The sequence below is a fragment of the Gillisella taibaishanensis genome (assembly GCF_001938985.1).
Taxonomy (GTDB): Bacteria; Pseudomonadota; Alphaproteobacteria; order Rhizobiales; family Rhizobiaceae; genus Allorhizobium; species Allorhizobium taibaishanense.
The window spans coordinates 15,725-41,244 of the sequence record NZ_MKIN01000027.1 but is presented as its reverse complement, the minus strand read 5'-3'; the positions used below and the strand labels follow the sequence as shown (position 1 = coordinate 41,244).

Genomic DNA, 25,520 nt, shown 5'->3' with positions numbered 1-25,520 from the left:
CATGTGTTGCATAGGTAGCGAATATACATATTAAGGTTGTATTTTCCAGCAGGAAACACGCGATGACGGGCAATGGCGATACGGAATTTCACAGCCGGGAGAGCATCGCCTATATCCGCCAGATGCTCGGCGAAATGCGATTGGTTGCCGAGCGCGAAGGGGCGCAGATGCTCTGTTATCTCATCGAGATGGCTTATGAGGAAGCCGGCGATCTTCAGCGCCGCATCAAGCCCCATCGCGCCGGGGCAGGCGGAAAGCGGTCACTTTGAATTAAAAGAGGTTTCCGGCGATGCCGCGGCTGTTCAATCGGCCGGCGCCAGTGACACCAGCCCGCCGGGATGGCGGTGCAGACGACCGGCAATATCCAGTTCCAGGATGACGAGATAGACCGCCGACGCCGCAAGTCCGGTGTGCCTGATGATATCGTTGATCTCAACAGGCGTTACTCCCAGCGCATCGATGATGCGGCTGCGGTCCTGTTCTCCGGGGGGCTGATTGAAGATCTCGCTCTCTTCATAGGCCGGCTCTTCAACCTGCGGCCTCGAAAACAGATCGATGCTGCTCAGCGGTGACAGCGCCTCGAGAATATCCCGGGCTTCCGTCGTAATTGTCGCACCATTTTTCAACAAGGCATTGGTGCCGTGGCAGCGCGGATCGAGCGGCGACCCGGGCACGGCAAACACCAAACGTCCGAAATCGGCAGCCAGTCGCGCCGTAATCAATGAGCCGGACCGGCTGGCTGCCTCGATCACCACAACCCCAAGTGAGGTTCCTGCAATCAAACGGTTGCGTCTCGGGAAATCGCGGGCGCGGGGCTCCCAGCCGAAGGGCATTTCGCTGATAGCCACCCCCTTGCCGTCCCAGATCTCTTTCAGAAGGTCGACATTTTCGGGCGGATAGGGCCGGTCGAGGCCGCCGGCCAGCGCGGCCATGGTGCCGGTATCCAGGCTTGCCCGATGCGCTCCGGCATCGATGCCGCGCGCGAGGCCCGAGGTGATGGTATAGCCGGTCGCACCGCAATCGCGCGCCAGAAGGGCGGCCATCTTCACGCCGCTGATCGAGGCGTTGCGCGAGCCGACGATGCCGATTGACGGGCGGATGGCGGTGCTGCCTTGGCCCTTCATGGCGAGAAGTGGCGGGGCGGCGTCGATCTGGCGAAGCGCCGGCGGATAATCTGGCTCCCCGATACCGACAAAGCGGGCGCCGAATTTGCGGGCATACTCCAGTTCCCGCTCGGCTTCGGCCAAAGTTGCGATGCGGATGGAGCGTGTGGCGCCGCCGCGTTGCGACAGTTCCGGCAGCATATCCAGCGCGCGCTCGGCGGTGCCGAAATTGTTGATGAGGTCGCGGAAAGTGGCCGGGCCGACATTGTCGCTGCGGATCAGCCTCAGCCAGGCGGTTCGTTGTTTATCCGTCAGGGTAATGCCCGAACGTCCCGAACCGCCAGCCGACATTGTCCCTATCCTTTTTTACCGATCTTGCTCTCGGTGCCTGAAATCAATCTTTCAATATTCGCCTTGTGCTTGCCCCAGGTGATCACGGTCATGGCCGAGGTCACCAGAGCAGCTTCCGGCTGACCGAGTATCCACAATGCAACCGGAATGACAAGGGTTGCAACCAGGGCTGAGAGCGAGGAATAGCGGCTCAGGAAGGCAATCGACAGCCAGACGATAGCAAACACCAGCACCATCAGCGGGAAAATGCCGAGCAACGTGCCGATATAGGTCGCGACACCCTTACCACCCTTGAAGCCGAGCCAGACAGGAAATAGGTGGCCGATGAAGGCGGCAAAGCCGCCGAGCAGGCCGGGCAGATGCACGCTGTCGGAGCCGAACAGCTTCTGGGCGATGAGGGCCGCTGCCGTTGCCTTGAACGCGTCGAGCAGCAGGGTGGCCGCCGCCAGCTTCTTGTTGCCGGTGCGCAGTACATTGGTTGCGCCGATATTGCCGGAGCCGATCTTGCGCACGTCGCCAAGCCCGGCCATCCGGGTGAGCAACAGGCCGAAGGGAATGGAGCCGAGCAGATAGCCGATCGCAAGCGATGCGATCAGGGCGATAACGCTCACCTGGCTGTAATCGAGGCTGGTCATTGGCCGGCTCCTGTCATCCTGTCAAAGCAGATCAAAGCGAAAACACCGGGGTGCCGGCCACATAGGTGGCGACGGCGCGGCCGGAAAAACGGGCATCCTCGAAAGGCGTATTCTTGGAGCGCGACAGCAGGGCATCCTTGGCCACCAGCCACGGTTCGTCGAGGTCGATGAGCACGATATCGGCCTTCGCACCTGGCTTCAACGTGCCGGCGTCTAACCCGAAGATTTCGGCGGGCCGGGTCGACATGGCATCGATCAACCGCATCAGCGGCACTTGGCCGGCATGATAAAGACGCAGAGCCGCGGCCAGCAAAGTTTCAAGTCCGACTGCGCCATCGGCGGCATCGCCAAACGGCAGGCGCTTCGTATCGACATCCTGCGGATCATGGGCGGAGACGATAATGTCGAGATCGCCCTTGGCGAGTGCCTCGACCATCGCCAGCCGGTCGTCTTCCAGCCTGAGCGGCGGCGACAGTTTAAAGAATGTCCGGTATTCGCCGATGTCGTTTTCGTTGAGGCTGAGATTATTGATGGAAATGCCTGACGTCACGCGGGCGCCGCGGCTGCGGGCCAGCTTGATCGCCTCGACCGACTCGGGCACCGAAATCTTGGCGGCATGATATTTGGCGCGGGTCAGCGCCGCGATGCGCAGATCGCGCTCCAGTGGGATAAGTTCGGCTTCTCTTGGCACACCGGAGAGACCGAGCCAGCTGGCAAACAGGCCTTCGTTCATCACCCCGTTGCCGAGATATTTTTCCTTGAGCTCAAGCGCGATGACGGCGTCGAATTCCCGCGCATAGGTCATGGCCCGGCGCAGCACCAGCGTATCGTCCTGGCCGTGGCGGCCATTGGTAAAGCCAACGGCACCTGCCTGCTGCAGCAAGCCGATCTCGGTCATCTCAGTGCCATGCAGGCCACGGGTCAGCGCCGCAGCCGGATAAATATTGACGGGCGATTTGGCGCGCGCGGCATTCTTGATGAATTCGACCAGCGCAATGTCATCGATGACGGGGTCGGTGTCCGGCATCATGATGAAGGAGGTCACGCCGCCAGCGGCAGCCGCCTTGCCGGCAGACGCCAGCGTTTCGCGATGTTCACCGCCGGGCTCGCCGACGAAGACCTGTGCATCGACCAGACCCGGTGCCGCGACAAGGCCCCTGGCGTCGCGGATGTCGGCACCTTCCGGGGCGCCCTGGTTGCGGACATCGGCACCAGCGGCGAGAATGCAGCCATCGGCGCCGACGATGATCGTGCCGGTTTCATCCAGCTTGCGCGAGGGGTCGATGATGCGGGCATTGTTGATGACGAGCGGCTTGTTCATGGTCATCGTCCTCAAGTGCGCGGGCCGTTGTTGTCAGACACGAGCAGGGTTTCCATGACGGCCATCCTAACGGCCACACCCATTTCCACCTGGCTCTCGATCACGCTCTGCGGCCCGTCCGCCACGTCTGAGGCAATCTCGACGCCGCGGTTCATCGGGCCGGGATGCATGACCAGCGCGTCTTCCTTGGCTGCCTTCAGCTTTTCGGCGTCCAGACCGTAGAAGTGGAAATATTCGCGCACCGACGGCACGAAGGCGCCGGACATGCGCTCGCGCTGCAGGCGCAGCATCATCACGACATCGGCGTCCTTCAGACCCTCTTTCATGTCGGTGAAGACTTCAGCGCCCATTTCGGCGATGCCAGATGGCAACAGCGTCGAGGGGGCGACGACCCTGACGCGGGCGCCCATGGCATTCAGTAGCAGAATGTTGGAGCGGGCGACGCGTGAATGCAGCACGTCGCCGCAGATCGCCACCGTGATGCGTGCCAGCTTGCCCTTGGCGCGGCGAATGGTGAGCGCGTCGAGCAGGGCCTGGGTGGGATGTTCATGCTGGCCGTCGCCGGCATTGATGACCGCGCAGGCGACCTTTTGCGACAACAGCGCTGCGGCACCGGCCGAGGCATGGCGCACGACCAGTACGTCGGGGCGCATGGCGTTCAGCGTCATCGCCGTATCGATCAGCGTTTCACCCTTTTTGACGGAGGAATTGCCGACAGACATGTTCATCACGTCGGCGCCCAGCCGCTTGCCGGCCAGTTCGAACGACGATTGCGTGCGGGTCGAGGCTTCGAAAAACAGATTGATCTGGGTAAGGCCCCTGAGCGTCGAGGTCTTTTTCTCGCGCTGGCGGCTGATCTTTACCGCTTCGTCAGCTTTATCGAGCAGATAGGTAATATCCGCTTCCGTGAGGCCCTTGATGCCAATCAGATGGCGGTGGGGAAAGAAGACCATGCGCATGTCCTCCGAAGGTGGTCGCGCGGTCTATAAAGACTGCCGGTGGGCGGAGCAAGCGTGTCTGCGCCCTCTTTCCGCGCACTCTTGGCCTTTGTCCCCCGTTTTGGCGGAACGCTCCGGCCACTGCTGTCGCAAATGCGCGCAAACGTGTTAAAGACGGTGAGGCACGCCCCATTTGCGGCATACTGCCCCAAGAAAAAACAAGTCGATATTGGAACGCGCATGAGCCGGACGGAAGACAAATTGCTGGAACTCAATCAGCCCAGGCCCTGGTCCGGCGTCAATGCCTTCCGCACCGACCCGCTGGTGGTCGATATCACCAATGGTCTCAGCCGCAACCTGCGCGACGAATACGATACGCTTGGCCGTTACGTCACCTCGCACGAGGCCCAGGAACTGGCCCGCATGGCCAATCACAATCCGCCGGAACTGCGCACCCACGGGCCGCGGGGCGAGCGGCTGGACGTGGTCGAATTCCATCCCGCCTGGCATGCGCTGATGCGCCGCTCCATGGCAACGGGCCTGCATTCTTCCGTCTGGGAAAATCTGCCGGATGCGCGTGGCCAGGATCATAAGGCGCGCGCGGTGCGCTTCTATCTCACATCGCAGTTGGAATGCGGGCATCTCTGCCCGCTGACCATGACCAGCGCTTCAGTGGCAGCGCTGATGTCCTCGCCACGGGTTCAGAAGGAATGGGCGCCGAAGATCCTTTCGCGTAAATATGACAGTTCCAACCGTCCGGCCATGCAGAAATCCGCCATCACCATCGGCATGGGCATGACGGAAAAGCAGGGCGGCACCGATGTGCGCGCCAATATCTCTACCGCCACACGGGTGGGCGAGGGGATCTACCGGCTCTCCGGCCACAAATGGTTCATGTCGGCGCCGATGAGCGATGGTTTCGTCATGCTGGCGCAAATGCAGGAGGGCGTGGGCTGCTTCCTGGTGCCGCGCCTGCTTGAAGACGGCTCGGCCAACGGTCTGCAGTTCCAGCGGCTGAAGGACAAGATCGGCAACCGCTCCAATGCCTCCTCCGAGGTGGAATTTACCGATGCCTTCGGCTTCCTGCTCGGTGAGCCCGGCGGTGGCATCCGCACGATCCTCGAAATGGTGACACTGACGCGGCTCGATTGCGCGCTCGCCTCTGCCGGCATCATGCGCGCCTCGATGGCAGAGGCCGTCCACCACGTGCGCGGTCGTGCAGTGTTTGGCAAGAAGCTGGTCGATCAGCCGATCATGACACGGGTTCTGGCCGACATGGCGCTGGACGTGGCCGCGGCGACCGCGCTCTCCTTCCGTCTCGCCGAAGCCTTCGACCGCGCCAAGGACAGCCCTGCCGATGCGGCCTATGCGCGGGTGATGACGCCTGTCGTCAAATATTGGGTCTGCAAGATGGCACCGCCGCTGATCTATGAAGCCATGGAATCGATCGGTGGCAGCGGGTACGTCGAAGAACGGGCGATCGCCCGCCATTACCGCGAGGCGCCGGTCAACGCGATCTGGGAAGGCTCCGGCAATGTCATGGCGCTGGATGTGCTGCGGGTGCTGGCCCGTGGCCGCGACCTGTTTGAAATGGTCTTTGCCGAGCTGGAGCGCGATCTCGGCCCCTCCGGCCGCAAGACCGTCGAAGTGCTGCGCGCCGCCATGGCGCTCTGCGAACGCGACGAAGGTGCCGCTCGCCTGCTGGTCGAGCAGATGGCACTCGCCGCCGCCGCCGCCGAGCTTTACCGCATGGGCGCCGGCAAGATCGCCGATGCGTTCCTGGAAACTCGGCTGACGGGCGGTTGGCGCAATACCTATGGCGTGCTCGATGCGCGATTCGACAGCCGGTATCTGATCGATCTGCTCTATCCGGCGGTGGACTGAGACGCATTTACAGCTTTGCGGGTCGGCGAAAATCTCGTTTGATAGTGCGTTGGAATAAAGCCCACGGAACCAGTAAAATGAATAACCTCTGCAATGAATCTCAAGGATTTCCGCAGTTGCGCTGGAGATATTGTGGTCTGATCTGCGTCCTGTATATGCCCGGAGTTTTTTCCGCTCTTTTATACACCGGTGGCTTCTTCCTCCCAATGTATCTATTAATTTGCCTGGTTATTATGTTCGTGGTCCGTACGAAAACAATAGATTACAAAATTAGTCCGTTTTTAGTGAAAATTAATAATCCCAAAAATGCGCAAGAGCGAATTTCGACCCAGGAATCCCGATGGATAGCACCGTCATTTCTAATTGGGATCATGATGTACACCGTGGTGAACGCTCTCTGTCGCGCTGAATTGAACGGTCTGCCGCGTCTTTTGTCCATTGCCGTATTTGTTATATTCGTTCTCATGTCGATAATAGAATATTTCAGACGTGTTGAATGGAGGCTTTAAAGCGTCACTGAAAAGAGATATCTAAAAAATTGGTTCCTAACGAATGAAGCTTATTATGCTGCCCTTGAGCAATGGTGGCCAAGCCAGAGCTGCCGTTGCACTATAAGAAGAGAAGGGAAGATTGTAGGAACGCTTCCTGAATGGCATCGTCAATCGTGGAAAAATGCCTGTTTTGCAAGATGAGATCCTGCGAGCGAGCGTGCTTGAAGAGTGTGTCGTTCACATATCGACTCATCAAAAAAATCAAACTTGAAGGGCCTGTTGAGCTCGACGTCAGCGTGCAGGCCGGCAGCACCTTCGGATACGGCACTGTCGAGCTAAAATTAACAAAGATGATTGGGTAGGGACTAGACCTTGCGGTCCGCTTGATGCGGGGACGCTCTATCCACAGCCCCATCCCTCAAAATTAACCTTAACAAAAGCTTTCGATTGTGCGGCATTCAGTAAGCGTTAACTCTGCTGGTTAAGGAAACCAACAGGGGCGGCGATGATGACTGGCCTTCGGAAATATGCGGCACTCGGCGTCATGATGGCGTTCTTTGCCGCTCTCGCGCTTGACATTACGGTGCCGGCGCTGGTGCTCAGCGCCATGGCGGCGGTGAATTGGCTGGTGCTGAAGGCGCCGGACGACCTGCTTGAGCGCGTGCTTGGTTGGTTGTCCCTCGCTCCGGGTGCGGCATCCAGGGGGAGGCCAGCATGAAGTATCTGCTACTCTTCTGGGCCGGGCCGATCCTGCTGCTCGGCAGCTGGTATTATCTTTCGCTCAACGACATGAGCTTCGGCTTCTTCATGCTGACCCGCAAAACCCATGATCTGGTCTTTGCCATCTATGGCAATGTGCTCGGCATCGCGCCGGAAAGCATTCCGCCGCTTGTAATGCGCGCCATCGCGGTTGATAGCACGGTGCTGTTCAGCCTCGTTGCCTTTCGCCGCCGCAAGCAGATTGCCGCCTGGTGGAAAGCCCGCCAGCTTCAGGGCGTTGCGGCGAGACCCGAGAGCCTGTCCAGCGCACCCTGAAGGATAAAACTCGCCGCCGCCGAATCGATTCGTTCGGCGCGCTTGGCCCGCGACACATCCATTTCCAGAAGGGCTCGTGTCGCCGCCACTGTCGATAGCCGCTCGTCCCAGAAGGCGAAGGGAATATCGGTCTTTTCGCTCATGGCGCGCACGAAGGCGCGGGTCGCCTGTACGCGCGGCCCCGACGAGCCATCCATGTTGATCGGCAGGCCGATGATGAAGGCGGCGACCTTCTCCTTGGCGGCAAAAGCCAGCAGCACTTCTGCGTCCTTGGTGAATTTCACCCGCTTGATCACCGTGCGCGGCGAGGCAAACCGGCGGCCGAGGTCAGACATCGCAAGCCCAATGGTCTTGGTGCCGAGATCGAGGCCGGCCACCGCCTGGCCCGGTTGCAGGCTTTGCGCCAGATCTTCGATGGTCAGAACCGTCATGTCGTCTCTCAACTGTGAATGCTGTGTTCAAGCCATTGTGTTAATTGGACTGGGTATGTCAGCCGCGAAGGCCTTTTCTTGTGCTGCTTATGCCATATGTCTTGGCGGTCAAATCATTTTCATCATAGCGTAAAGGATAATCCATGAAGCTCACCTGGCTTGGACATGCTGCCTTCCGGCTTGAAACCGCCAAGGCCACCATCCTGATCGATCCATTTCTCACCCATAACGCCAGTTTTGCCGGGCAGGACCTGAAGGATGTCAGCAAGGGTGTCACCCATATTCTGTTGACTCACGGCCATGGCGACCATGTCGGCGATACCGTTGCGATTGCCAAGGAAACCGGTGCCGTGGTGCTGGCCAATGCCGATCTTGCCGCCTGGCTCGGCTCCAAGGGCGTCTCTAAGATCGAGATGGGCAATACCGGCGGGACCATTAATCTCGGCGGCTTTACCGCCACCTTCACCAATGCCCTGCATTCCTCGGCGCAGATCACCGAAGACGGCGTGTCGCACGCGCTGGGCAATGCCAATGGCCTGATGCTGCATTTCGAAGATGAGGCCTCGCTGCTGCATATGGGCGATACCGACATCTTCTCCGACATGGCGCTGATCAACGAATTGCATCAGCCCGATATCGGAATCGTGCCGATCGGCGACCGCTTCACCATGGGTGGTGCGGTGGCGGCGCTGGCCTGCCAGCGCTTCTTCAACTTCAAGACGGCGATCCCCGCCCATTACGGCACCTTCCCGATCATCGACCAGACACCGGAAAAGTTCGTCGCGGGCATGGACGGCTCCAAGACTGAGGTCAAGGCTCCGAAGCCGGGTGAGACGCTGTCGCTCTAAACTTGTTTCTTATGATCCGGCCTTGGCCCGCCACCTCCCGGAGCGATCCTCCGGGAGGTGAAAATACGTTTGCGGCAACTCCTCCCCGTTGCGCCGGCGCGGTCGGGCCATTATAGCGGTCTGATAATCGATCTGGAGAATGCCGATGTCCGTTGATCTCGCCACCGTCAAGCGTGTCGCCAAACTTGCCCGTATTGCTTTGCCCGAGGATGAGGCCGAGCGGGTGATGGGCGAATTGAATGGCATTCTCGGCTTTGTCGAACAATTGTCGGAAGTAAATGTCGATGGCGTCGAGCCGATGACCTCGGTCATGCCGATGGAAATGCGCAAGCGCAAGGACGCCGTGACCGATGGCGGCAAATCCGATGATATCGTCGCCAACGCGCCGGAAACTGATCGTCACTTCTTCCTGGTGCCGAAGGTCGTCGAATAGGCATCTAGGTTCGTCAGAACCTCTGTCCCAAGCGACCCGTCCATTTTACTGCGCCAAACCGTAAAGCGAATTCATCATGAGCGAACTCACCAGTCTCACCATTGCCGAAGCCCGCGACAAGCTGGTTGCCGGGGACATTACTGCCGTTGAACTGACCGACGCCTATCTCGGCGCCATCGAGGCGGCCAATGATGCGATCAATGCCTATGTGACGGTGACGCCTGAGATCGCCCGCGACATGGCCAAGGCGTCGGATGCAAGGCTCGCCTCCGGCAAGGCCGGCGCGCTGGAAGGCATTCCGCTCGGCGTCAAGGACCTGTTCGCCACTCGCGACGTCCATACCCAGGCCTGCTCGAACATCCTGAACCGCTTCAAGCCGAAATACGAATCGACGGTCACCCAGAACCTCTGGAACGACGGCGCCGTCATGCTGGGCAAGCTCAACATGGACGAATTCGCCATGGGCTCGTCCAACGAAAACTCCCACTACGGCCCTGTTGTTAACCCGTGGCGCGCCAAGGGTTCGACGGAAAAGCTTGTGCCCGGTGGCTCGTCGGGTGGGTCGGCTGCCGCCGTTGCAGCCCAGCTTTGCGCTGGCGCCACCGCCACCGATACTGGCGGCTCGATCCGCCAGCCGGCCGCCTTTACCGGCACCGTCGGCATCAAGCCCACCTATGGTCGCTGCTCGCGCTGGGGCATCGTCGCCTATGCTTCGTCGCTCGACCAGGCCGGCCCGATCGCCCGCGATGTACGCGATGCTGCTATCTTGCTGAAGTCCATGGCCAGCATCGATGAGAAGGACACGACCTCCGTCGATCTGCTCGCCCCCAATTATGAGGCCGCAGTTGGCCAGTCGATCAAGGGCATGAAGATCGGTATTCCCAAGGAATATCGCGTTGATGGCATGCCGGAAGAGATCGAAGCGCTCTGGCAGAAGGGCATTGCCTGGCTGAAGGACGCCGGTGCCGAAATCGTCGATATCAGCCTGCCGCACACGAAATATGCGCTGCCGGCCTATTATATCGTGGCGTCAGCCGAAGCCTCGTCCAACCTCGCCCGTTACGACGGCGTGCGCTACGGCCTGCGTGTCGACGGCAAGGACATTGCCGAAATGTACGAAAAGAGCCGCGCCGCCGGCTTCGGCAAGGAAGTGCAGCGCCGTATCCTGATGGGAACCTATGTGCTCTCCGCCGGCTATTACGACGCCTATTACCTGCGCGCCCAGAAAGTCCGCACCCTGATCAAGCGCGACTTCGAGCAGGTGTTCGACGGCGGTGTGGATGCGATCCTGACGCCGATCACTCCGTCTTCTGCGTTCCCGATTGGCGACCAGGACATGGCAGCCGATCCCGTGAAAATGTATCTGAACGATATCTTCACGGTGACGCTCAACATGGCCGGTCTGCCGGGTCTCTCGGTTCCCGCCGGTCTGGATGCCAAGGGTCTGCCGCTTGGCTTGCAGCTGATCGGCAAGCCCTTCGAAGAAGAAACGCTTTTCAAGACCGCCCATGTCATCGAACAGGCCGCCGGAAAATTCACCGCCCCAAAGTGGTGGTAAGACCCCATTGATCCTAAGGCCCATGGCCGAGGCCGACCGCGATGCGGTCGGTCTGGTCGGCTGGGAAAGCTGGCAATCCACCGGTCCGCTCGACCGGGTGATGACCAATCCCGCCATTGCCCAGAAGGTCAAGGCGGCCTTCCTGCGCTTTCCCTTTGCGCCGGCGCTTCAGATCGCGGTGGCAGACGTCGATGGCGTCGTTGCAGGCTGGGGCGCGCGCGAAACATCTGTAGACGAAATAAGCGACATCTGGATCGCACCGCGATGGCAGCGACGCGGCATCGGCCGGGCGCTTGTCCAGCACCTGTGCGACACCATGCGGGGCGAGGGGGTCAAGCAGGCGCGGATTTCCACCCACCAGAACAATTTCGCGGCTCAGGCGCTCTACAAAAGCTGCGGCTTCCAGTTTCTCTGGCAGGGCATGGAGCGCGATAGCATCATGGGGCTGGAAATTCCCAAGGTGCGGCTGCGGCGTCTGCTCTATTGATTGCCTGTCGACGCCATCCGCTGCCGCTGTCAAGCAAGATGTTTATAAAATATTAACCCTCTGGTCTTGATGCCTTGCCAATGCTCTACTCAGGCGATCACCAATGTGAGGAGCCGATGGCGACGATTCGCAGCGCGCATTCCGAAGAGGCAGGCATCTTGGCCGATATCGGCTTTCGCGCTTGGGAACAGGCGATGATCCCTGTCGGCGAAACGCGGACTATGGTCGACAATGCCCGCAGCGCCTTTACCAATTTCACCCGGTCCCATCTGATTTCCATCTCGGTCGTCGAGCATGCCGGTCATCCTGTTGGCTGGGCGGCGCGGGAAAATCTCGATGACAAGATTTCTGACTTCTGGATCGATCCGGATTATCAGAACCGGGGTTACAGCAAGGCACTGCTGGCCTCCATCGAAGAAGATATTGTCCATCTCGGCTTCGATGAGGCACATCTGGAAACCCATGCCCGCAACCGCCAGGCAGTCGGCTTCTTTGAGCACCATGGCTATAGCGTCCACTGGCTGTCGGTGGTCTACAATCCCAAGCTCGACCGCGATGTTGAGACGGTCGGTATGTCGAAGCGGCTCGTTGCGAAACGCAACTATACCTATGGCCCGGGCGGCGGCTTCGAATAAGCCGTCGCCAACAATCAGGTCACCTGGTTGGTGAGGCAGCTTGCCGGCACCGCATAGGCTTTCAGCTTGCGGCCTGCGAGATAGCCGTCCTTCGGCGTTAGATCCGCCACAGGATCGACGACCGACCCCTGGCATACAAGATTGGCGCCGGTCACATAAAGCACAGTCTCATTGCCCATCGCAGAGGTCAGCGGAAATTCCTGCTCATAATAATTGCGCGGAAATCCACCTGATGTGCGGGCTTTTATGGTGAAGGGCTCGTCACGCAACGTGTGGAAGAGATCGGCCAGGATATCGCGATTGTCTGCCACGACAGTTGCGGTGCCGGCCCGGGCCGCGGTGCTGGCGATGGCCCAGCTGAGATCGGAGCGCCCGAGATAGCGGGCAAGCACTGATTGGCCGTTCGGCAGCGTCACGTCGCGCGGGATGGTCGTCAGCAGCGGGAAGAGAAGGGCAATGATGCCGTTGATAACCAGCGAAGCGGTGAGGGCCCGCGGCGAAGCCTTCAGCAGATAATAGACCGCCAGCATTGTGCCTGCCGCATAGGCGGTGGCCGCCCAGTTCGCATAGGCACGCGACATCAGCGCCTGGAAGATGATAGCAAGGATGATCGGCCAGGACAGAATGAACAGATGTTTTTCGGTGGTTGAAGCTCGGCCCCGTACCAGCCGGTAGAAGACGATCAGCAGCGCCGCAAACAAAACTGGGCCGACCACGCCGAACTGGCTACCGATAAATTCGACGGCCTTACCGACTTTGAAGTTCAGCCCGTGCCAGTCCGCATTTTCCGACGTGTGCTTCAGGGTCGCACCGCCATGGGTGGCGTTCCACCAAATGTTTGGAGCGATCACGACGACCGTAGCAACCGCAGCCAGTGCGGCATCACGCAGCGCGATCCGCGCCTTCGGGAGGGCGATGGCGGCAATGATCGCAGTTCCCGCGAAATACAACATTGCGTATTTGGAAAGCGTGCCGCAGCCGATGGCAACGCCCATCAGCACAGCATAACCCATTGAGCGCCGCTCGATCAGATGCGAATAGCAGAGCAGCGTCAGCGCCAGGAAGGGAAACAGGATCGTATCTGTCGACATGAACACCGACGACAGCGCCACGCCGGGAAGGGTCGCATAGCTCAAGCCGGTCCAGGCGCCGGCCTGTTGTGATCCGGTCAGCCTTGTCGTGGCCGGGATCAGCAGCATGGCGGTTGCCATGTGGAAAAGCGGGCTTGCCACGCGGATCCAGAAGATATCCTGGCTTCCGCCGCCGATTGCCGTGAAAAGATGGATCACCCAGGCAATCATCGGCGGCTTGGAATAATAGCCGAAATCGAGATGGGTCGACCACAGCCAGTATTGCGCCTCATCGACAAACAGGTCGGTGCCGTCGAAATGCAGCATGACGATCCGGTAGACCGTAATGGCTGATATCAGCAGGAGGCTGGTGCGAAGGGTGATCTGCATCGGTGTGACCTGCTCAGGACTTGGTTTCGGAAGGCAGGTCTGTCTTGCGACCCTGATGCAGCAGCATCAGGTTTCTGATGTAGACGACGATGCCCAGACCCTGACCGAGCATGATGATCGGCTCGCCACGATGAATGCCATAGGCCAGCAGCATGATACCGCCAATCACCGAAAACCACCAGAAGGCGGCGGGAATGACCGAGCGCTTCTGCTTTTCCGAGACAAGCCACTGGATGATGAAGCGCAGCGAGAACATCAGCTGTGCGACAACACCCAGCCCCAGCCAGATCAGGTCGGCGGTGTCGTGGATTTTGAAATAGGCGAGAAGATCATTCATGAGATGAGGGTCCGATATCCTGCGGGCGAACGGTCTTGCGCCGCTTGATCAGCCAACTGACGCCGATCAGGTCGTGGATGCCGACCAGGGCCCGCTGCAGATTGTTGTAATTGGATGTGCCGGCATGGCGGTGGCGATGGCTGACATCGACATGCGCTACGCCCCAGCCGTAGGCCGAAAACAGCGCCGGCAGATAGCGGTGCATGTGGTTGAAGAACGGCAGGTCGAGAAAGGCGTCGCGACGGAATGCCTTCAGCCCGCAGCCGGTATCGCGGGTGTTGTCCTTCAGGATACGCTGGCGGATGCCGTTGGCAAAGCGCGAAGCAAGCTTTTTCGACAGCGTATCCTGCCGACGGGCGCGCTGGCCGGCCACCAGCCCGAGATCGGGTGCAGCTGCGGCATCGAGCAGCGGGGCGACGAGGCGCGGGATTTCCGCAGGCGGATTCTGGCCATCGCCATCCATGGTGCAGATGACGGGTGCGCGCGCCGCCTTCACGCCTGAATGCACCGCCGCCGACTGGCCGCCGGACTTAGGATGGTGCAGCACCCGCAGCCAGGGCTTGACCGAGGCCGCCTGTTTCAGTCGGGCGAGCGTCGCATCCGTCGAACCGTCGTCGACGAAAATCGCCTCGAAATCGGCACCCTGGCAGGCGGCTTCGATCTCGCTGATCATGAGGTCGATATTGTCGGCTTCGTTCTTCATCGGCACGACAACGGCAAAACTGGGTATGGACGCGGTCATCTAGGGGTTCCAAACGTGTTTTCAGCCGCCCCCATAGCCTGTTTTCCCTGGCGCGTCATCCGCCTTGCAGGGCTGTTGTCGTGGCTTTACCCGGCAATTTGCAAGGAGCGATGCGATTTTGCCCTATTGGAGGCGTTAGCTAAGATGAATGGACCGAGAATAGCCTGATGACAGGGTGATGCCGCGACTTGCGCCTCGGCTGCAATTGTTTTAACCCGGAAGCTGAAAATCACAGTCGGAGCGCAGCGTTTCTTCGAGGTCGCCGACCGCTCCGGCCCCTTCCATATATGCATTTCGTCAGGCAGAGCGCCTTGCGCTCACGGCCACCGGAATGGATCTGAAAAGAGCATGTCATGACCCTTGTCGATACGCGCACCCCGGACCCTAAACGCCTGATTCCCGGCGCCACCGGCGATTGGGAAGTGATCATCGGCATGGAAGTCCATGCCCAGGTCTTGAGCCAGTCCAAGCTGTTTTCCGGCGCCTCCACCACATTCGGCAATGCCCCGAATGACAACGTGTCGTTGGTCGATGCCGCCATGCCCGGCATGCTGCCTGTTATCAACGAAGAATGCGTCAAGCAGGCGGTGCGCACCGGTCTTGGCCTCAAGGCCAAGATCAACAAGCGCTCGATCTTCGACCGCAAGAACTATTTCTATCCCGACCTGCCGCAGGGCTATCAGATCTCGCAGTTCAAGGACCCGATCGTCGGCGAAGGCAAGATCATCATTTCGCTGGGCCCCGACCGGCAGGGCAATTTCGAGGATATCGAGATCGGCATCGAGCGTTTGCATCTGGAACAGGATGCAGGCAAGTCGATGCATGACCAGCATCCGACCATGTCCTATGTCGACCTCAACCGCTCCGGCGTGGCGCTGATGGAAATCGTCTCCAAACCGGATATGCGCTCGTCCGACGAAGCCAAGGCCTATATGACCAAGCTGCGTTCCATCGTGCGCTACCTCGGCACCTGCGACGGCAATATGGACGAAGGCTCGATGCGCGCCGACGTCAACGTCTCCGTGCGCCGCCTGGGGGAGGGTTTCGGCACGCGCTGCGAAATCAAGAACGTCAACTCCATCCGCTTCATCGGTCAGGCCATCGAATATGAGGCCCGCCGCCAGATCGCCATCCTTGAGGACGGCGGCTCCATCGACCAGGAAACCCGGCTGTTCGACCCCAACAAGGGCGAGACCCGCTCGATGCGCTCCAAGGAAGACGCGCATGACTATCGCTACTTCCCCGATCCGGACCTGCTGCCGCTCGAATTCGACGATGCCTTCGTGCATGCCCTGAAGAAAGACCTGCCGGAACTGCCAGACGACAAGAAGGCCCGCTTCGTGGCCGAGCTTGGCCTATCGATCTACGACGCCTCGGTTCTGGTGTCCGAGAAGGCGATTGCCGACTATTTCGAGGCTGTCGCTGCCGGTCGCGACGGCAAGACCGCTGCAAACTGGGTTATCAACGACTTGCTGGGCGCCTTGAACAAAGCCGGTAAAGGCATTGAAGAGACTCCTGTTTCTCCCGCCCAGCTTGGCGGCATCATCGACCTGATCAAGGCCGAAACCATTTCCGGCAAGATCGCCAAGGACCTGTTCGAAATCGTCTTCAACGAGGGCGGCGACCCGGCTGAAATCGTCGAAAGCCGTGGCATGAAACAGGTCACGGATACCGGCGCCATCGAAAAGGCTGTTGACGAGATCATCGCCGCCAACCCCGATCAGGTCGCCAAAGTCCTGGCCAAGCCGACGCTGGCCGGCTGGTTCGTTGGCCAGGTCATGAAGTCCACCGGTGGCAAGGCCAATCCGCAGGCGGTGCAGGCCCTCGTCAAGGCAAAGCTCGGCCTGGAGGAATAAGCAATGTTCTTCGTCCGCACCGCCAATGATCGCGATCTGGAAAAGGTGCGGATGCTGCTGGCGCAGACCTGGCATGCCACCTATGACGGCCTGTATGGCGTGCCGAAGGTGCAGAAGATCATCGATACCTGGCATTCGGCGGCCGCGCTGAAGGCGCGGCTGGCCAAGAAGGGCGGCGAGTTTCTCGTCGCCGACGATGGCAAGCGCATCGGCGGCATGGGCTTTGCCGCCATGGCCGACAATATGGCCAAGACCGCCATGCTGCACCAACTCTACATTCACCCGGACCTGCAGCGGCAGGGGATCGGCACCGACATCCTCACCGAGCTGGAAACCTGCTTTCCCGACGCGGAGATCCTGCGGCTGGAAGTCGAGGCGAAGAATGCCAATGCCATCGCCTTCTATGCCAGGCATGGCTTCGTCGAGGTCGATATGACCAAGAATTGTGGCGCTGCCGGCAGCGGTATCGAGGCGATGATCATGGAAAAGCCGCTGGTGAATGTTCTCTCCGGTCCATTCTAAACAGGATGTCCGGTATGACCGAGCTGTCGATTCGCCAAGCGGGGGAAGAGGATCTCGCCACCATCATCGGATTTTTTGCTGCCGATGAGCTTGGTGGCCATGGCGACACCAGCGATCCGCAGGCCTTTCCCGAATATCTCGCCGCCTTCCGCCGTATAGCGACATCGGACAGCCAGACGCTTTATGTGGCCGAGCGTGACGGAGAGGTGGTCGGCACGTTCCAGACGATGATCACCACTACGCTGTCGGGGCGCGGCTCTTCTTCCATGATCGTCGAGGCTGTGCAGACGCGGCCGGACTGCCGGGGGCAGGGGATCGGTGCTGCCATGATCCGATTTTGCCTTGAGCAGGCGCGGGAGCGCGGCCTTGCTCAGGTCCAGCTGACATCCAATGCCGCAAGGCTGGACGCCCATCGCTTTTATGAGCGGCTGGGCTTTAAAAAGAGCCATTTCGGCTTCAAGTTCAAGCTGAAATGAACAGGGCTTTGGGTCCAAAACTCTGGACAAGCGCCAATCGAGGCGTCATAAGCGAGAGACAATTGAAAGCCGCCTCAAGGCGGAGCCGAGGATAAGACATGAAGCAGCTTCTGTTGCAGATTTTCACCTGGTGGAGCGGTCAGACCGTCGGAACCCGTGTTTTCACCTGGCGCCAGGGCAAGCGCGTCGGCGAAGACGCCGAGGGCAATATCTATTACGAAGGTGGCATGAGCAGTTTCGGCCTGCCGCGCCGCTGGGTTGTCTATAACGGCTACGCCGATGCATCGGCGATCCCGCCCGGCTGGCATGGCTGGATGCACCACCGCACTGATGTGCCGCCGACCAAGGACAACTACGTTGCCCGCGAATGGGAAAAGCCGCATCAGGCGAACCTCACCGGTTCTGCCCTGGCCTATCGTCCGCAGGGTTCGATTGCTGCCACTGGCGAGCGCCCGCGTGTCACCGGCGACTACGACGCCTGGACGCCTGGTAACTGAGACGGAACAACAGGCGCGCAAGGGTAATCTCCCATGCTGCGCCTTTTCCGGTTTTTGGCCATAGAGTTCCCGCAATGAGTGATCATATCTCTGCCGTGATCGGCTATCCGACAGGGCAGGGCAATAGGCTTTCGAGCAATCCCTACGTCGGAACTGCATGATCGATGAATAGCCGGAAACGACAGGAATACGATCTGTGAGACAGGCGAAAAGGGTGTTGCGAGCAATTGTGGCCGTGTCCAGCGTGACTGTCGCACTCTCGACCATGGCGACGGCACCCGCCGATGCTGCTCGTATCTCCAATGCCGTTGCGGTATTTTCCGGGCTCGACAAAATCACCGGCCGGATCACCGAGTTCGACGTCTATATCAATGAGACGGTACAGTTCGGCGCCCTGCAGGTGACGCCAAAGGCTTGCTATTCCCGCGACGAGACTGAAGCCCAGCATGTCGATGCTTTCGTCCAGGTCGATGAGATCACTCTTGATCGCCGTATCCGCCAAATTTTTTCCGGCTGGATGTTTGCCGACAGCCCGGCGTTGAACGCTATTGAGCATCCGATCTATGACGTGTGGTTGAAGGACTGCAAGCAGACGTCAGACGTGCCGAAGCCGCCGGTAAAGTAGTATGCTGCCTACATCAGGACATTTTCAGAATGGCCATGCCGGTCACGATAAGCGCGGCGGCGATAACGCGGCTTGCAGACAAGCTATCGCCAAATAGAACAATGCCGGCCGTAAAGGCGCCAACTGCGCCGATCCCTGTCCAAAGAACATAAGCAGTTCCGAGCGGCAGGCTGCGCATTGCCAAGGCAAGAAGGCTGAAAGAGCCTGCCATAGCCACCGCCATCACCAAGCTCGGAACAAGCCGCGTGAAGCCGTTCGATTGCTTCATCGCGATCACCCAGACGATTTCCAGAAGTCCTGCTAAAGTCAGATAGACCCAATTCATGATTGTCTCCACAATCGGGTCGTCCCGCTCTATCATCCGATCTAACGAAGGTCGTCCTCCGTCGCCGCACAGCACGCGCCAGGGCGCTGACTTTGCCGTCCTAGTGATTATATGTAAGGCTAGGGCGAAGATGCTTCAAGATCGCGTTAGCGGCCGGGCACCAGCAGCCAAACGAGCTGAACGGCACTCTAGCGTGACATAAAGGACCTGTTAGATGGCCTGGTTCGTCTCTCCAGCCAGCAGGAACGGACGGTGCTCTATCATCATGGCCTGCTGCAGCATCCGGCTATATTCGGTCTTCGGCACGTCGATAGCGCCGAAGGTCTTCAGATGCTCGGTGGTGAACTGCGTGTCGAGCAGCACGAAGCCCTGCTGCTTCAGCCTTTCCACGAGATGGACAAGGCAAATCTTGGAAGCGTTTGACCGCCGCGAAAACATGCTCTCACCGAAAAATGCGCCGCCAAGTGATACCCCATAGAGTCCGCCGACCAGTTCGTCGCCTTCAAAGGCTTCGACGCTGTGGGCATGGCCCATGCGAAACAGAGAGGTGTAGAGATCGCGGATGGTCTGGTTGATCCAGGTGCTGGGGCGGTCCGGCGCTGGTTCAGCGCATTTGTCGAGAACCTGCTCGAAAGCGGTGTCGAAGCGGATGTCGAACGGCTTTTGCCGGATCGTCTTCGCAAGGCTCTTCGAGTAATGGAAGGTGTCGAGCGGAATAATGCCCCGCAGTTCAGGCTCGACCCAGAAAAGCTCCGGATCGTCGCTGGATTCGGCCATGGGAAACAGGCCGATCGAGTAGGCGCGCAGCAGGACATCGGGTGTAATACTTGTATCCCTGCCGCGGCGCCGACCCATTTTCCTACCTCATTTCGGGGACGTCTCTGCCAGATAGTGTTCCAGCCAGTGGATGTCGTAATCGCCCTTGGCAATATCCGGATTGTTGATCAGATCCTGGAACAATGGCAGGGTCGTCTTGATCCCGTCAATGACGAATTCATCGAGAACCCGGCGCAGACGCATCATGCATTCTTCGCGAGTACGACCATGCACGATCAGCTTGCCGATCAGGCTGTCATAGTAGGGCGGAATGCGATAGCCGGCATAGGCGCCCGAATCCACCCGCACGCCAAGCCCGCCCGGAGCATGGAAATGGGTGATTGTGCCTGGCGACGGCGTGAACGTGCGCGGATCTTCCGCATTGATGCGGCATTCGATGGCATGGCCACGGAACACGACATCCTCCTGGCTAACCGAGAGCCCCTGGCCGGAAGCGACACGGATCTGTTCATAGACCAGGTCGATGCCGGTAATGGCTTCAGTCACGGGATGCTCGACCTGAAGACGGGTGTTCATTTCGATGAAATAGAACTCGCCGTTTTCATAGAGGAATTCGATCGTGCCCGCGCCGCGATATTTTAGCTTCTTCATCGCGTCGGCGCAGACCTGGCCGATCTTCATCCGCTGCTCGTGGTTGAGCGCCGGTGAGTTGGCCTCTTCCAGCACCTTCTGGTGACGGCGCTGCAGCGAGCAATCGCGTTCTCCGAGGTGGATGGCGTTGCCTTCGCCGTCACCGAACACCTGCACTTCGATATGCCGGGGCTTGCCCAGATATTTTTCCATGTAGACAGCGTCATTGCCAAAGGCGGCTGCCGCTTCAGAGCGGGCGGTCGAAACGGCTTCCGACAGTTCTTCTTCGGTGCGCGCCACTTTCATGCCGCGTCCACCGCCGCCGGCGGTGGCCTTGATCAGAACCGGGAAACCGATTTCGCGGGCGATTTCCAGCGCGGTTTCCGGCTTCACTTCGCCGGCAGAACCCGGAACGACGGGGATGCCGAGCGATTTTGCCGTTTCCTTGGCGGTGATCTTGTCACCCATCAGCCGGATATGGTCGGCGGTCGGCCCGATGAAGGTAATGCCATGGGCGTCCAGAATATCGGCGAACTTGGAGTTTTCCGAAAGAAAGCCGTAGCCGGGATGGACGGCATCCGCCCCGGTGATTTCGCAGGCCGCGACGATCTGATGAATGTTCAGATAGCTGTCGCGCGAGGGCGGCGGGCCAATGCAGACGCTCTCGTCAGCAAGCCGCACATGCATGGCATCGGCATCCGCAGTGGAATGCACGGCGACGGAAGCAATGCCGAGTTCCTTGCAGGCGCGCAGCACGCGCAGGGCAATTTCGCCGCGATTGGCGATGAGAATCTTGGAAATGGCTGGCATCGGCTTACTCGATTATGACCATTGCTTCGCCGTATTCGACCGGGCTTGCATCGTCGATCAGGATTTCGACGATCTTGCCGGAGCGGGGCGAAGGGATCTGGTTCATGGTCTTCATGGCTTCGATGATCAGCAGCGTCTGGCCTTCCTTGACCGTGGCGCCGACAGTGATGAACGGTGCAGAGCCCGGCGCCGGCGACATGTAGACCGTGCCGACCATCGGTGCGGTGACGGCCTTCGAAAGGTCGCGTGCGGCAGGTGCTGCAACGGCAGGAGCGGCGGCTGGGGCAGGGGCAGGGGCCGGTGCACCATAGGGTGCGCCGTACTGCATCTGCGGCATGGCAACCATCTGCGGTGCGGCCCGCGACACGCGAATCCGCATCGCATCCTGCTCCACTTCGATCTCGCTGAGATCGGTTTCGTTCAAGATATTGGCCAGCTCGCGGATAAGCGCCTGATCGATGCCGGTTTTCTTCTCTGCTGCCATGGAGGTTGTCCCTGAATTTCTTGTTTTATCGTGTGAGGTTATCAAGCGCATGCAGCGCCAGGAGGTACGAATACGGACCAAAGCCGCATATGACCCCCTTGGCGGCGGGCGCTATCATTGAGGTATGCCGGAATTCTTCGCGCGCGTGGACATTCGAGATATGCACTTCGACCACCGGAACGGCGATGGCCCGCATGGCGTCGTGCAAGGCGATCGACGTATGCGTATAGGCACCGGCATTGAGCGCTACGCCCACCGCCCGATCGCCGGCTTCATGCAGCCAGTCGACCAAAGTGCCTTCGTGATTGCTCTGGCGACATTCCACAGCAAGACCGAGTTCCGTTCCAAGCCGGATGCAATCCGCCTCGATGTCGGCCAGAGTCTTGCCGCCGTAAATCCCAGGCTCGCGCTTGCCGAGCGCATTCAGATTTGGCCCGTTCAGCACGAAAATTGTTCTGCTCATCGCTATTCCGTCGCGTTTTCGACCGCCTCCTATAAACCGGCATAGGGTCGAGGAAAAGCCCTTTGCGCCTTTCTCTCAATGGCTACACTGTAAAATCAGCTGTATATCGCGACTATCTGGTAGATTCAGCAGGTTGATTTGCCACAGGCCTGAAGGCTCGTGCGCACCTTCTTGATCTTATCTTGCAGTGCATCGGCGCCAATTGCCCCTGATATCAGCTCGTCACCGACGATATAGGCAGGCGTGCCATTGATGCCGAGATCCTGGGCAAGAAGATAGGTTTTCTTGACGGAGTTGTCGTTGGGGCTGTCAGCCATTTCCTTGCGGATCGCGGCTTCGGTGACACCGAGCGTCACAGCGGCATCGATGGCGCTGTCTTCAGTTGCACGGCCGCTGCCGCCGAGAACGGCATGATGAAACTCGCTGTATTTTTCAGGGGCGAGCTTGCGGAATGCGTCGGCTACCCGGTGGGCGGCAACGGAATCCGGCCCGAGAATCGGGAATTCCTTCAGCACGAAGCGTATATTCTTGTCGCTCTCGACGATCGTATCCATATCGGCGAGCGCATGCCGGCAATAGCCGCAATTATAGTCGAAGAATTCGACGACGGTGACATCACCCTTGGGGTTGCCGAGCGTAATGTCGTCCTTACCGTTGAAGATTTCCGCCTTGTTTGCGGCAATGGCGGCGGAGGCCTGGCCAGCGCGGGCCTCTTCCTGCTTCTTCTGCAGGGCATCTTGCACGTCAAGCATGATTTCGGGATGGGCGATCAGGTATTCCTTGATGAAGGCGCCGATTTCCTGCTTCTGCTTGTCGTCCAGCGCATAGGCAGAGGAGGTGAAGCCTGTGCAGGCCAGCAGCGCAGCAAGCATGGTGGTGCGCATCAACAATGTCTTCATCTCAATCCTCTTATAGCGACGGGCCTCATATGGCCGCAGGCCTCTTATGGCAACGGGCCAATTGCGTGATGCCCGGGCGATCGACAAGCTCAAGGCTTGCGTTTTGACAGTCACGGACGTTTCAGTCCAGTCCGGCTTGACGATATTCACCATCCACGACTTTGGAAACGCCTGACACAGGTTAATTCTTTTGTTTGCCGGGAAAAGCGTGAAAAACGCGCTGCCGCCCGGCTCTCGCCATTGTGATAGGGGATGCAATACGGCAAATGTCGGGCGCGACCCGCCTTTGCAGCCTTTACTTAAAAGAAAGACACAGTGCCTTGGTCATGCTCTCTACCCGTAGTGCCGTCGAACCATTTCACGCCATGGATATCCTGGCCGAGGCCAATCGCCTGAAGGCAGCGGGCCACCCCGTGATTTCGCTCGCGGTCGGCCAGCCCGGCGCTCCGGCGCCAGAGAAGGCAATCAAGGCCGCTGAAACGGCCCTTAGGGCCGGACAGATCGGCTATACCGATGCGCTTGGCCGCGTCGATCTGCGCCAGGCGCTGTCTGCCTATTACCAGCGCCGCCACAGTGCTTCGGTGGCGCCGGAACGGATCATGGTGACCACAGGCTCTTCGGCGGGCTTCAACCTTGCCTTCCTCGCCCTGTTTGAGGCCGGTGATGCGGTGGCAATCGCAAGGCCCGGCTATCCCGCCTATCGCAACATCCTGAAGGCGCTCGGCCTTGTCGTGATCGAAGTGCCGGTCGGGCCTGAGACCAATTATACATTGACGCCTGACAGTCTCGAGCGCGCGGCAAAGGCTGCCGGCGTGCGGCTGAAGGGCGTGCTTCTGGCAAGCCCCGCCAATCCGACCGGCACGGTCACGGGACGCGCCGCGCTGCAGCAACTGGCGCTCTGGTGCGACGACAACGGCATCGCCTTCATCTCTGACGAGATCTATCACGGCCTGACCTATGGCGCGGAGGAGGCGAGTGCCGTCGAATTCGCGCCAAACGCCATCGTCATCAATTCCTTCTCGAAATATTACCGGATGACGGGTTGGCGGATCGGCTGGATGGTGCTGCCCGAAGCGCTGGTGCGCGGCGTCGAATGCGTCGCCCAGAGCCTTTATATATCGGCACCGGAACTGTCGCAGATCGCCGCTTGTGCAGCGCTCGATGCCGGATCCGAACTGGAAGACTACCGCGCCGCCTGCCGTGCCAATCGGGATTTTCTGGCGACCCGCCTGCCGGAACTGGGCTTGCCACTGCTGTCGCCGCTCGACGGTGCCTTCTACGCTTATGTCGATGTCAGCCGTTTCACCAATGACAGTATGGATTTCGCCAGGCGATTGCTGGCCGAGACCTTCGTTGCCGCCACGCCAGGCCTCGATTTCGATCCGCTGGAAGGTCATCGCGCCATGCGCATCTCCTATGCCGGCACGCTTGAGGATATGCAGCAGGCGACAGGTAGGATTGCAGACTGGCTTCGCTAAAGCATCGGACCGAAAAGTGGGAACCGGCTTTCGCAAACATCCGATGCGCAAATAAAACGTTAGAGCATTGTACCGACGCTGATTTTGGATTCGATGCTTTAACCTAGCGCGTTTTCAAAGACTTGGCGGCTCCCGCGGAATCAAGATGGTAAGCGCTTGAATCAAAGTCTGAACGGGATCGCCGAGGCCGTCAGCCGTCAACACGCAGTCATCGCTCTCACCAGAGACGATAACAGGAGAACCCGCGATGCAGACCCGACAGCAGCCCGTTGCCGTGCCGGAACTTCAAACGGATAGGCTCAGATTGCGGGGCCATCGCCGCGACGATTTCGACACGTTGGCCCGCATCTGGGCGGACGAGCGCGTTGTGCGGTTCATTTCCGGCCGACCGTCGACCCGCAATGAAAGCTGGACGCGGTTACTCGCCTATATGGGCCATTGGCAAGCGCTGGGTTTCGGGTATTGGGCAGTCGAGGATCGCCAGACTGGGACCTATATCGGCGATGTCGGCTTTGCCGATTACAAGCGCGAGATCACGCCGCCACTCGACGGCATTCCCGAAATCGGCTGGGTCTTGGCGCCGGAAGCCCATGGCAAAGGCTTTGCCACGGAGGCGGTCGCAGCGGTGCTCGCCTGGGGCGACCGGATTTTTCCGGGTGACCTAACGGTCTGCCTGTTCGATCCGCAGCATCAGGCATCGATCCGTGTTGCGGAAAAGAATGGTTTCAGCAAGCGCTGCGATGCCAGCTATCGAGACCAGCCGACTTTGATTATGCACCGAAGCCGGCCCATGGTGGTTTGACGGATAACGTTAGCCGCTGCCACTGAAGGAAGAGGCGGCTAGGTGGTAGTTTTTCCGCCTCCGTGCGAGTCCGCATCGCTCCGGGCGTTATGCTTGGTTTGCATTCCAATTAGCTGCCCGCGGACAATAAATCACCGAACCAGGGGCGATAAACAGAAACGGCCACGCAGAGCGTGGCCGTGTGTCA

At 59.6% G+C, this 25,520-nt stretch carries 30 protein-coding genes; 16 read left to right on the top strand and 14 right to left on the bottom strand.

Annotation, left to right across the window (positions count from 1 at the left end; all coding sequences use genetic code 11):
• The first annotated feature begins 62 nt into the window (after positions 1–62).
• The gene (locus BJF91_RS21675) at positions 63–269 is read left to right on the top strand and encodes a hypothetical protein (RefSeq protein WP_075616626.1); all 207 of its coding nucleotides are present in this window, start codon (positions 63–65) and stop codon (positions 267–269) included.
• 33 nt (positions 270–302) lie between these two features.
• Here the strand turns inward: BJF91_RS21675 and dprA are convergent, their stop codons facing one another.
• The 4 genes from dprA to BJF91_RS21655 are packed head-to-tail and all read right to left on the bottom strand — an operon-like array spanning position 303 to position 4,363.
• Entirely contained in the window at positions 303–1,454 is a 1,152-nt protein-coding gene (dprA, locus tag BJF91_RS21670; RefSeq protein ID WP_075616625.1) for a DNA-processing protein DprA, read from the bottom strand.
• A 5-nt stretch (positions 1,455–1,459) separates the two neighbouring features.
• Positions 1,460–2,089: a glycerol-3-phosphate 1-O-acyltransferase PlsY gene (gene plsY, locus BJF91_RS21665; RefSeq protein ID WP_075616624.1), complete on the bottom strand. Its 630-nt coding sequence runs from the start codon at positions 2,087–2,089 to the stop codon at positions 1,460–1,462.
• A 31-nt stretch (positions 2,090–2,120) separates the two neighbouring features.
• On the bottom strand, positions 2,121–3,410 hold the full coding sequence (locus BJF91_RS21660) for a dihydroorotase (RefSeq protein ID WP_075616999.1): 1,290 nt from the start codon (positions 3,408–3,410) through the stop codon (positions 2,121–2,123).
• A gap of 11 nt (positions 3,411–3,421) precedes the next feature.
• Complete coding sequence (locus BJF91_RS21655) at positions 3,422–4,363, bottom strand: aspartate carbamoyltransferase catalytic subunit (RefSeq protein WP_075616623.1); 942 nt, start codon at positions 4,361–4,363, stop codon at positions 3,422–3,424.
• A 225-nt stretch (positions 4,364–4,588) separates the two neighbouring features.
• Between BJF91_RS21655 and BJF91_RS21650 the strand changes: the two genes are divergently transcribed.
• The 3 genes from BJF91_RS21650 (at position 4,589) to BJF91_RS21630 (ending at position 7,758) form a co-directional block, all read left to right on the top strand.
• A complete protein-coding gene (locus BJF91_RS21650) occupies positions 4,589–6,232 on the top strand; it encodes an acyl-CoA dehydrogenase family protein (RefSeq protein WP_075616622.1) in 1,644 nt (547 codons plus the stop codon).
• Between the two features lie 996 nt (positions 6,233–7,228).
• A complete protein-coding gene (locus tag BJF91_RS21635) occupies positions 7,229–7,441 on the top strand; it encodes a hypothetical protein (RefSeq protein ID WP_075616619.1) in 213 nt (70 codons plus the stop codon).
• The gene (locus tag BJF91_RS21630) at positions 7,438–7,758 is read left to right on the top strand and encodes a DUF6105 family protein (protein WP_075616618.1); all 321 of its coding nucleotides are present in this window, start codon (positions 7,438–7,440) and stop codon (positions 7,756–7,758) included. The genes BJF91_RS21635 and BJF91_RS21630 overlap by 4 nt, the downstream gene beginning before the upstream one ends.
• Here BJF91_RS21630 and ruvX read toward each other — a convergent pair.
• Entirely contained in the window at positions 7,713–8,189 is a 477-nt protein-coding gene (gene ruvX / locus BJF91_RS21625) for a Holliday junction resolvase RuvX (protein ID WP_075616617.1), read from the bottom strand. The genes BJF91_RS21630 and ruvX overlap by 46 nt on opposite strands.
• A gap of 143 nt (positions 8,190–8,332) precedes the next feature.
• Between ruvX and BJF91_RS21620 the strand changes: the two genes are divergently transcribed.
• The 5 genes from BJF91_RS21620 to BJF91_RS21600 all read left to right on the top strand — a co-directional run bounded on the left by BJF91_RS21620 (position 8,333) and on the right by BJF91_RS21600 (position 12,150).
• The gene (locus BJF91_RS21620) at positions 8,333–9,037 is read left to right on the top strand and encodes a metal-dependent hydrolase (protein ID WP_075616616.1); all 705 of its coding nucleotides are present in this window, start codon (positions 8,333–8,335) and stop codon (positions 9,035–9,037) included.
• Between the two features lie 145 nt (positions 9,038–9,182).
• Positions 9,183–9,470 (top strand): Asp-tRNA(Asn)/Glu-tRNA(Gln) amidotransferase subunit GatC, encoded by a 288-nt coding sequence (gatC, locus tag BJF91_RS21615; protein WP_075616615.1) that lies wholly within the window; start codon positions 9,183–9,185, stop codon positions 9,468–9,470.
• Between the two features lie 76 nt (positions 9,471–9,546).
• Positions 9,547–11,028: an Asp-tRNA(Asn)/Glu-tRNA(Gln) amidotransferase subunit GatA gene (gatA, locus tag BJF91_RS21610; RefSeq protein WP_075616614.1), complete on the top strand. Its 1,482-nt coding sequence runs from the start codon at positions 9,547–9,549 to the stop codon at positions 11,026–11,028.
• Positions 10,979–11,515 carry a GNAT family N-acetyltransferase gene (locus BJF91_RS21605; RefSeq protein ID WP_083943435.1) on the top strand — a complete coding sequence of 179 codons (537 nt, stop codon included), beginning with the start codon at positions 10,979–10,981 and terminating at the stop codon, positions 11,513–11,515. The genes gatA and BJF91_RS21605 overlap by 50 nt, the downstream gene beginning before the upstream one ends.
• Before the next feature lie 116 nt (positions 11,516–11,631).
• Positions 11,632–12,150 (top strand): GNAT family N-acetyltransferase, encoded by a 519-nt coding sequence (locus BJF91_RS21600; RefSeq protein ID WP_075616612.1) that lies wholly within the window; start codon positions 11,632–11,634, stop codon positions 12,148–12,150.
• A 14-nt stretch (positions 12,151–12,164) separates the two neighbouring features.
• Here BJF91_RS21600 and BJF91_RS21595 read toward each other — a convergent pair whose 3' ends face one another.
• Genes BJF91_RS21595 through BJF91_RS21585 form a run of 3 tightly spaced genes read right to left on the bottom strand, consistent with a single transcriptional unit; the run spans position 12,165 to position 14,689 of the window.
• On the bottom strand, positions 12,165–13,610 hold the full coding sequence (locus BJF91_RS21595; protein WP_083943434.1) for an ArnT family glycosyltransferase: 1,446 nt from the start codon (positions 13,608–13,610) through the stop codon (positions 12,165–12,167).
• Positions 13,611–13,623: 13 nt separating this feature from the next.
• Positions 13,624–13,947, bottom strand: a complete 324-nt coding sequence (locus tag BJF91_RS21590; RefSeq protein ID WP_075616611.1) for a lipid-A-disaccharide synthase N-terminal domain-containing protein — start codon at positions 13,945–13,947, stop codon at positions 13,624–13,626.
• Entirely contained in the window at positions 13,940–14,689 is a 750-nt protein-coding gene (locus tag BJF91_RS21585; RefSeq protein WP_075616610.1) for a glycosyltransferase family 2 protein, read from the bottom strand. The genes BJF91_RS21590 and BJF91_RS21585 overlap by 8 nt, the downstream gene beginning before the upstream one ends.
• A gap of 353 nt (positions 14,690–15,042) precedes the next feature.
• Here BJF91_RS21585 and gatB point away from each other — a divergent pair, with 353 nt between their 5' ends.
• The 5 genes from gatB to BJF91_RS21560 all read left to right on the top strand — a co-directional run bounded on the left by gatB (position 15,043) and on the right by BJF91_RS21560 (position 18,665).
• Positions 15,043–16,545, top strand: a complete 1,503-nt coding sequence (gatB, locus tag BJF91_RS21580) for an Asp-tRNA(Asn)/Glu-tRNA(Gln) amidotransferase subunit GatB (RefSeq protein ID WP_075616609.1) — start codon at positions 15,043–15,045, stop codon at positions 16,543–16,545.
• Between the two features lie 3 nt (positions 16,546–16,548).
• Positions 16,549–17,067, top strand: a complete 519-nt coding sequence (locus BJF91_RS21575; protein WP_075616608.1) for a GNAT family N-acetyltransferase — start codon at positions 16,549–16,551, stop codon at positions 17,065–17,067.
• Positions 17,068–17,081: 14 nt separating this feature from the next.
• Complete coding sequence (locus tag BJF91_RS21570) at positions 17,082–17,543, top strand: GNAT family N-acetyltransferase (protein ID WP_234801694.1); 462 nt, start codon at positions 17,082–17,084, stop codon at positions 17,541–17,543.
• Positions 17,544–17,641: 98 nt separating this feature from the next.
• Positions 17,642–18,040 carry an NADH:ubiquinone oxidoreductase subunit NDUFA12 gene (locus BJF91_RS21565; protein ID WP_075616606.1) on the top strand — a complete coding sequence of 133 codons (399 nt, stop codon included), beginning with the start codon at positions 17,642–17,644 and terminating at the stop codon, positions 18,038–18,040.
• Positions 18,041–18,305: 265 nt separating this feature from the next.
• Positions 18,306–18,665, top strand: a complete 360-nt coding sequence (locus tag BJF91_RS21560; protein ID WP_234911346.1) for a DUF2155 domain-containing protein — start codon at positions 18,306–18,308, stop codon at positions 18,663–18,665.
• A 13-nt stretch (positions 18,666–18,678) separates the two neighbouring features.
• Here the strand turns inward: BJF91_RS21560 and BJF91_RS21555 are convergent, their stop codons facing one another.
• The 6 genes from BJF91_RS21555 to BJF91_RS21530 form a co-directional block, all read right to left on the bottom strand.
• Positions 18,679–18,990, bottom strand: a complete 312-nt coding sequence (locus BJF91_RS21555; protein WP_075616997.1) for a DMT family transporter — start codon at positions 18,988–18,990, stop codon at positions 18,679–18,681.
• 210 nt (positions 18,991–19,200) lie between these two features.
• Positions 19,201–19,845: a leucyl/phenylalanyl-tRNA--protein transferase gene (gene aat, locus BJF91_RS21550; protein WP_075616604.1), complete on the bottom strand. Its 645-nt coding sequence runs from the start codon at positions 19,843–19,845 to the stop codon at positions 19,201–19,203.
• 9 nt (positions 19,846–19,854) lie between these two features.
• Complete coding sequence (gene accC, locus BJF91_RS21545) at positions 19,855–21,207, bottom strand: acetyl-CoA carboxylase biotin carboxylase subunit (protein ID WP_075616603.1); 1,353 nt, start codon at positions 21,205–21,207, stop codon at positions 19,855–19,857.
• A gap of 4 nt (positions 21,208–21,211) precedes the next feature.
• Positions 21,212–21,691 (bottom strand): acetyl-CoA carboxylase biotin carboxyl carrier protein, encoded by a 480-nt coding sequence (gene accB / locus BJF91_RS21540; RefSeq protein ID WP_075616602.1) that lies wholly within the window; start codon positions 21,689–21,691, stop codon positions 21,212–21,214.
• 25 nt (positions 21,692–21,716) lie between these two features.
• Positions 21,717–22,154, bottom strand: a complete 438-nt coding sequence (gene aroQ / locus BJF91_RS21535) for a type II 3-dehydroquinate dehydratase (protein WP_075616601.1) — start codon at positions 22,152–22,154, stop codon at positions 21,717–21,719.
• 125 nt (positions 22,155–22,279) lie between these two features.
• A complete protein-coding gene (locus BJF91_RS21530; protein ID WP_075616996.1) occupies positions 22,280–23,053 on the bottom strand; it encodes a DsbA family protein in 774 nt (257 codons plus the stop codon).
• A 326-nt stretch (positions 23,054–23,379) separates the two neighbouring features.
• Here BJF91_RS21530 and BJF91_RS21525 point away from each other — a divergent pair, with 326 nt between their 5' ends.
• Positions 23,380–24,531, top strand: a complete 1,152-nt coding sequence (locus BJF91_RS21525) for a pyridoxal phosphate-dependent aminotransferase (RefSeq protein WP_075616600.1) — start codon at positions 23,380–23,382, stop codon at positions 24,529–24,531.
• A gap of 247 nt (positions 24,532–24,778) precedes the next feature.
• Positions 24,779–25,333, top strand: a complete 555-nt coding sequence (locus BJF91_RS21520; RefSeq protein WP_075616599.1) for a GNAT family N-acetyltransferase — start codon at positions 24,779–24,781, stop codon at positions 25,331–25,333.
• The last annotated feature ends 187 nt before the right edge of the window (positions 25,334–25,520 follow it).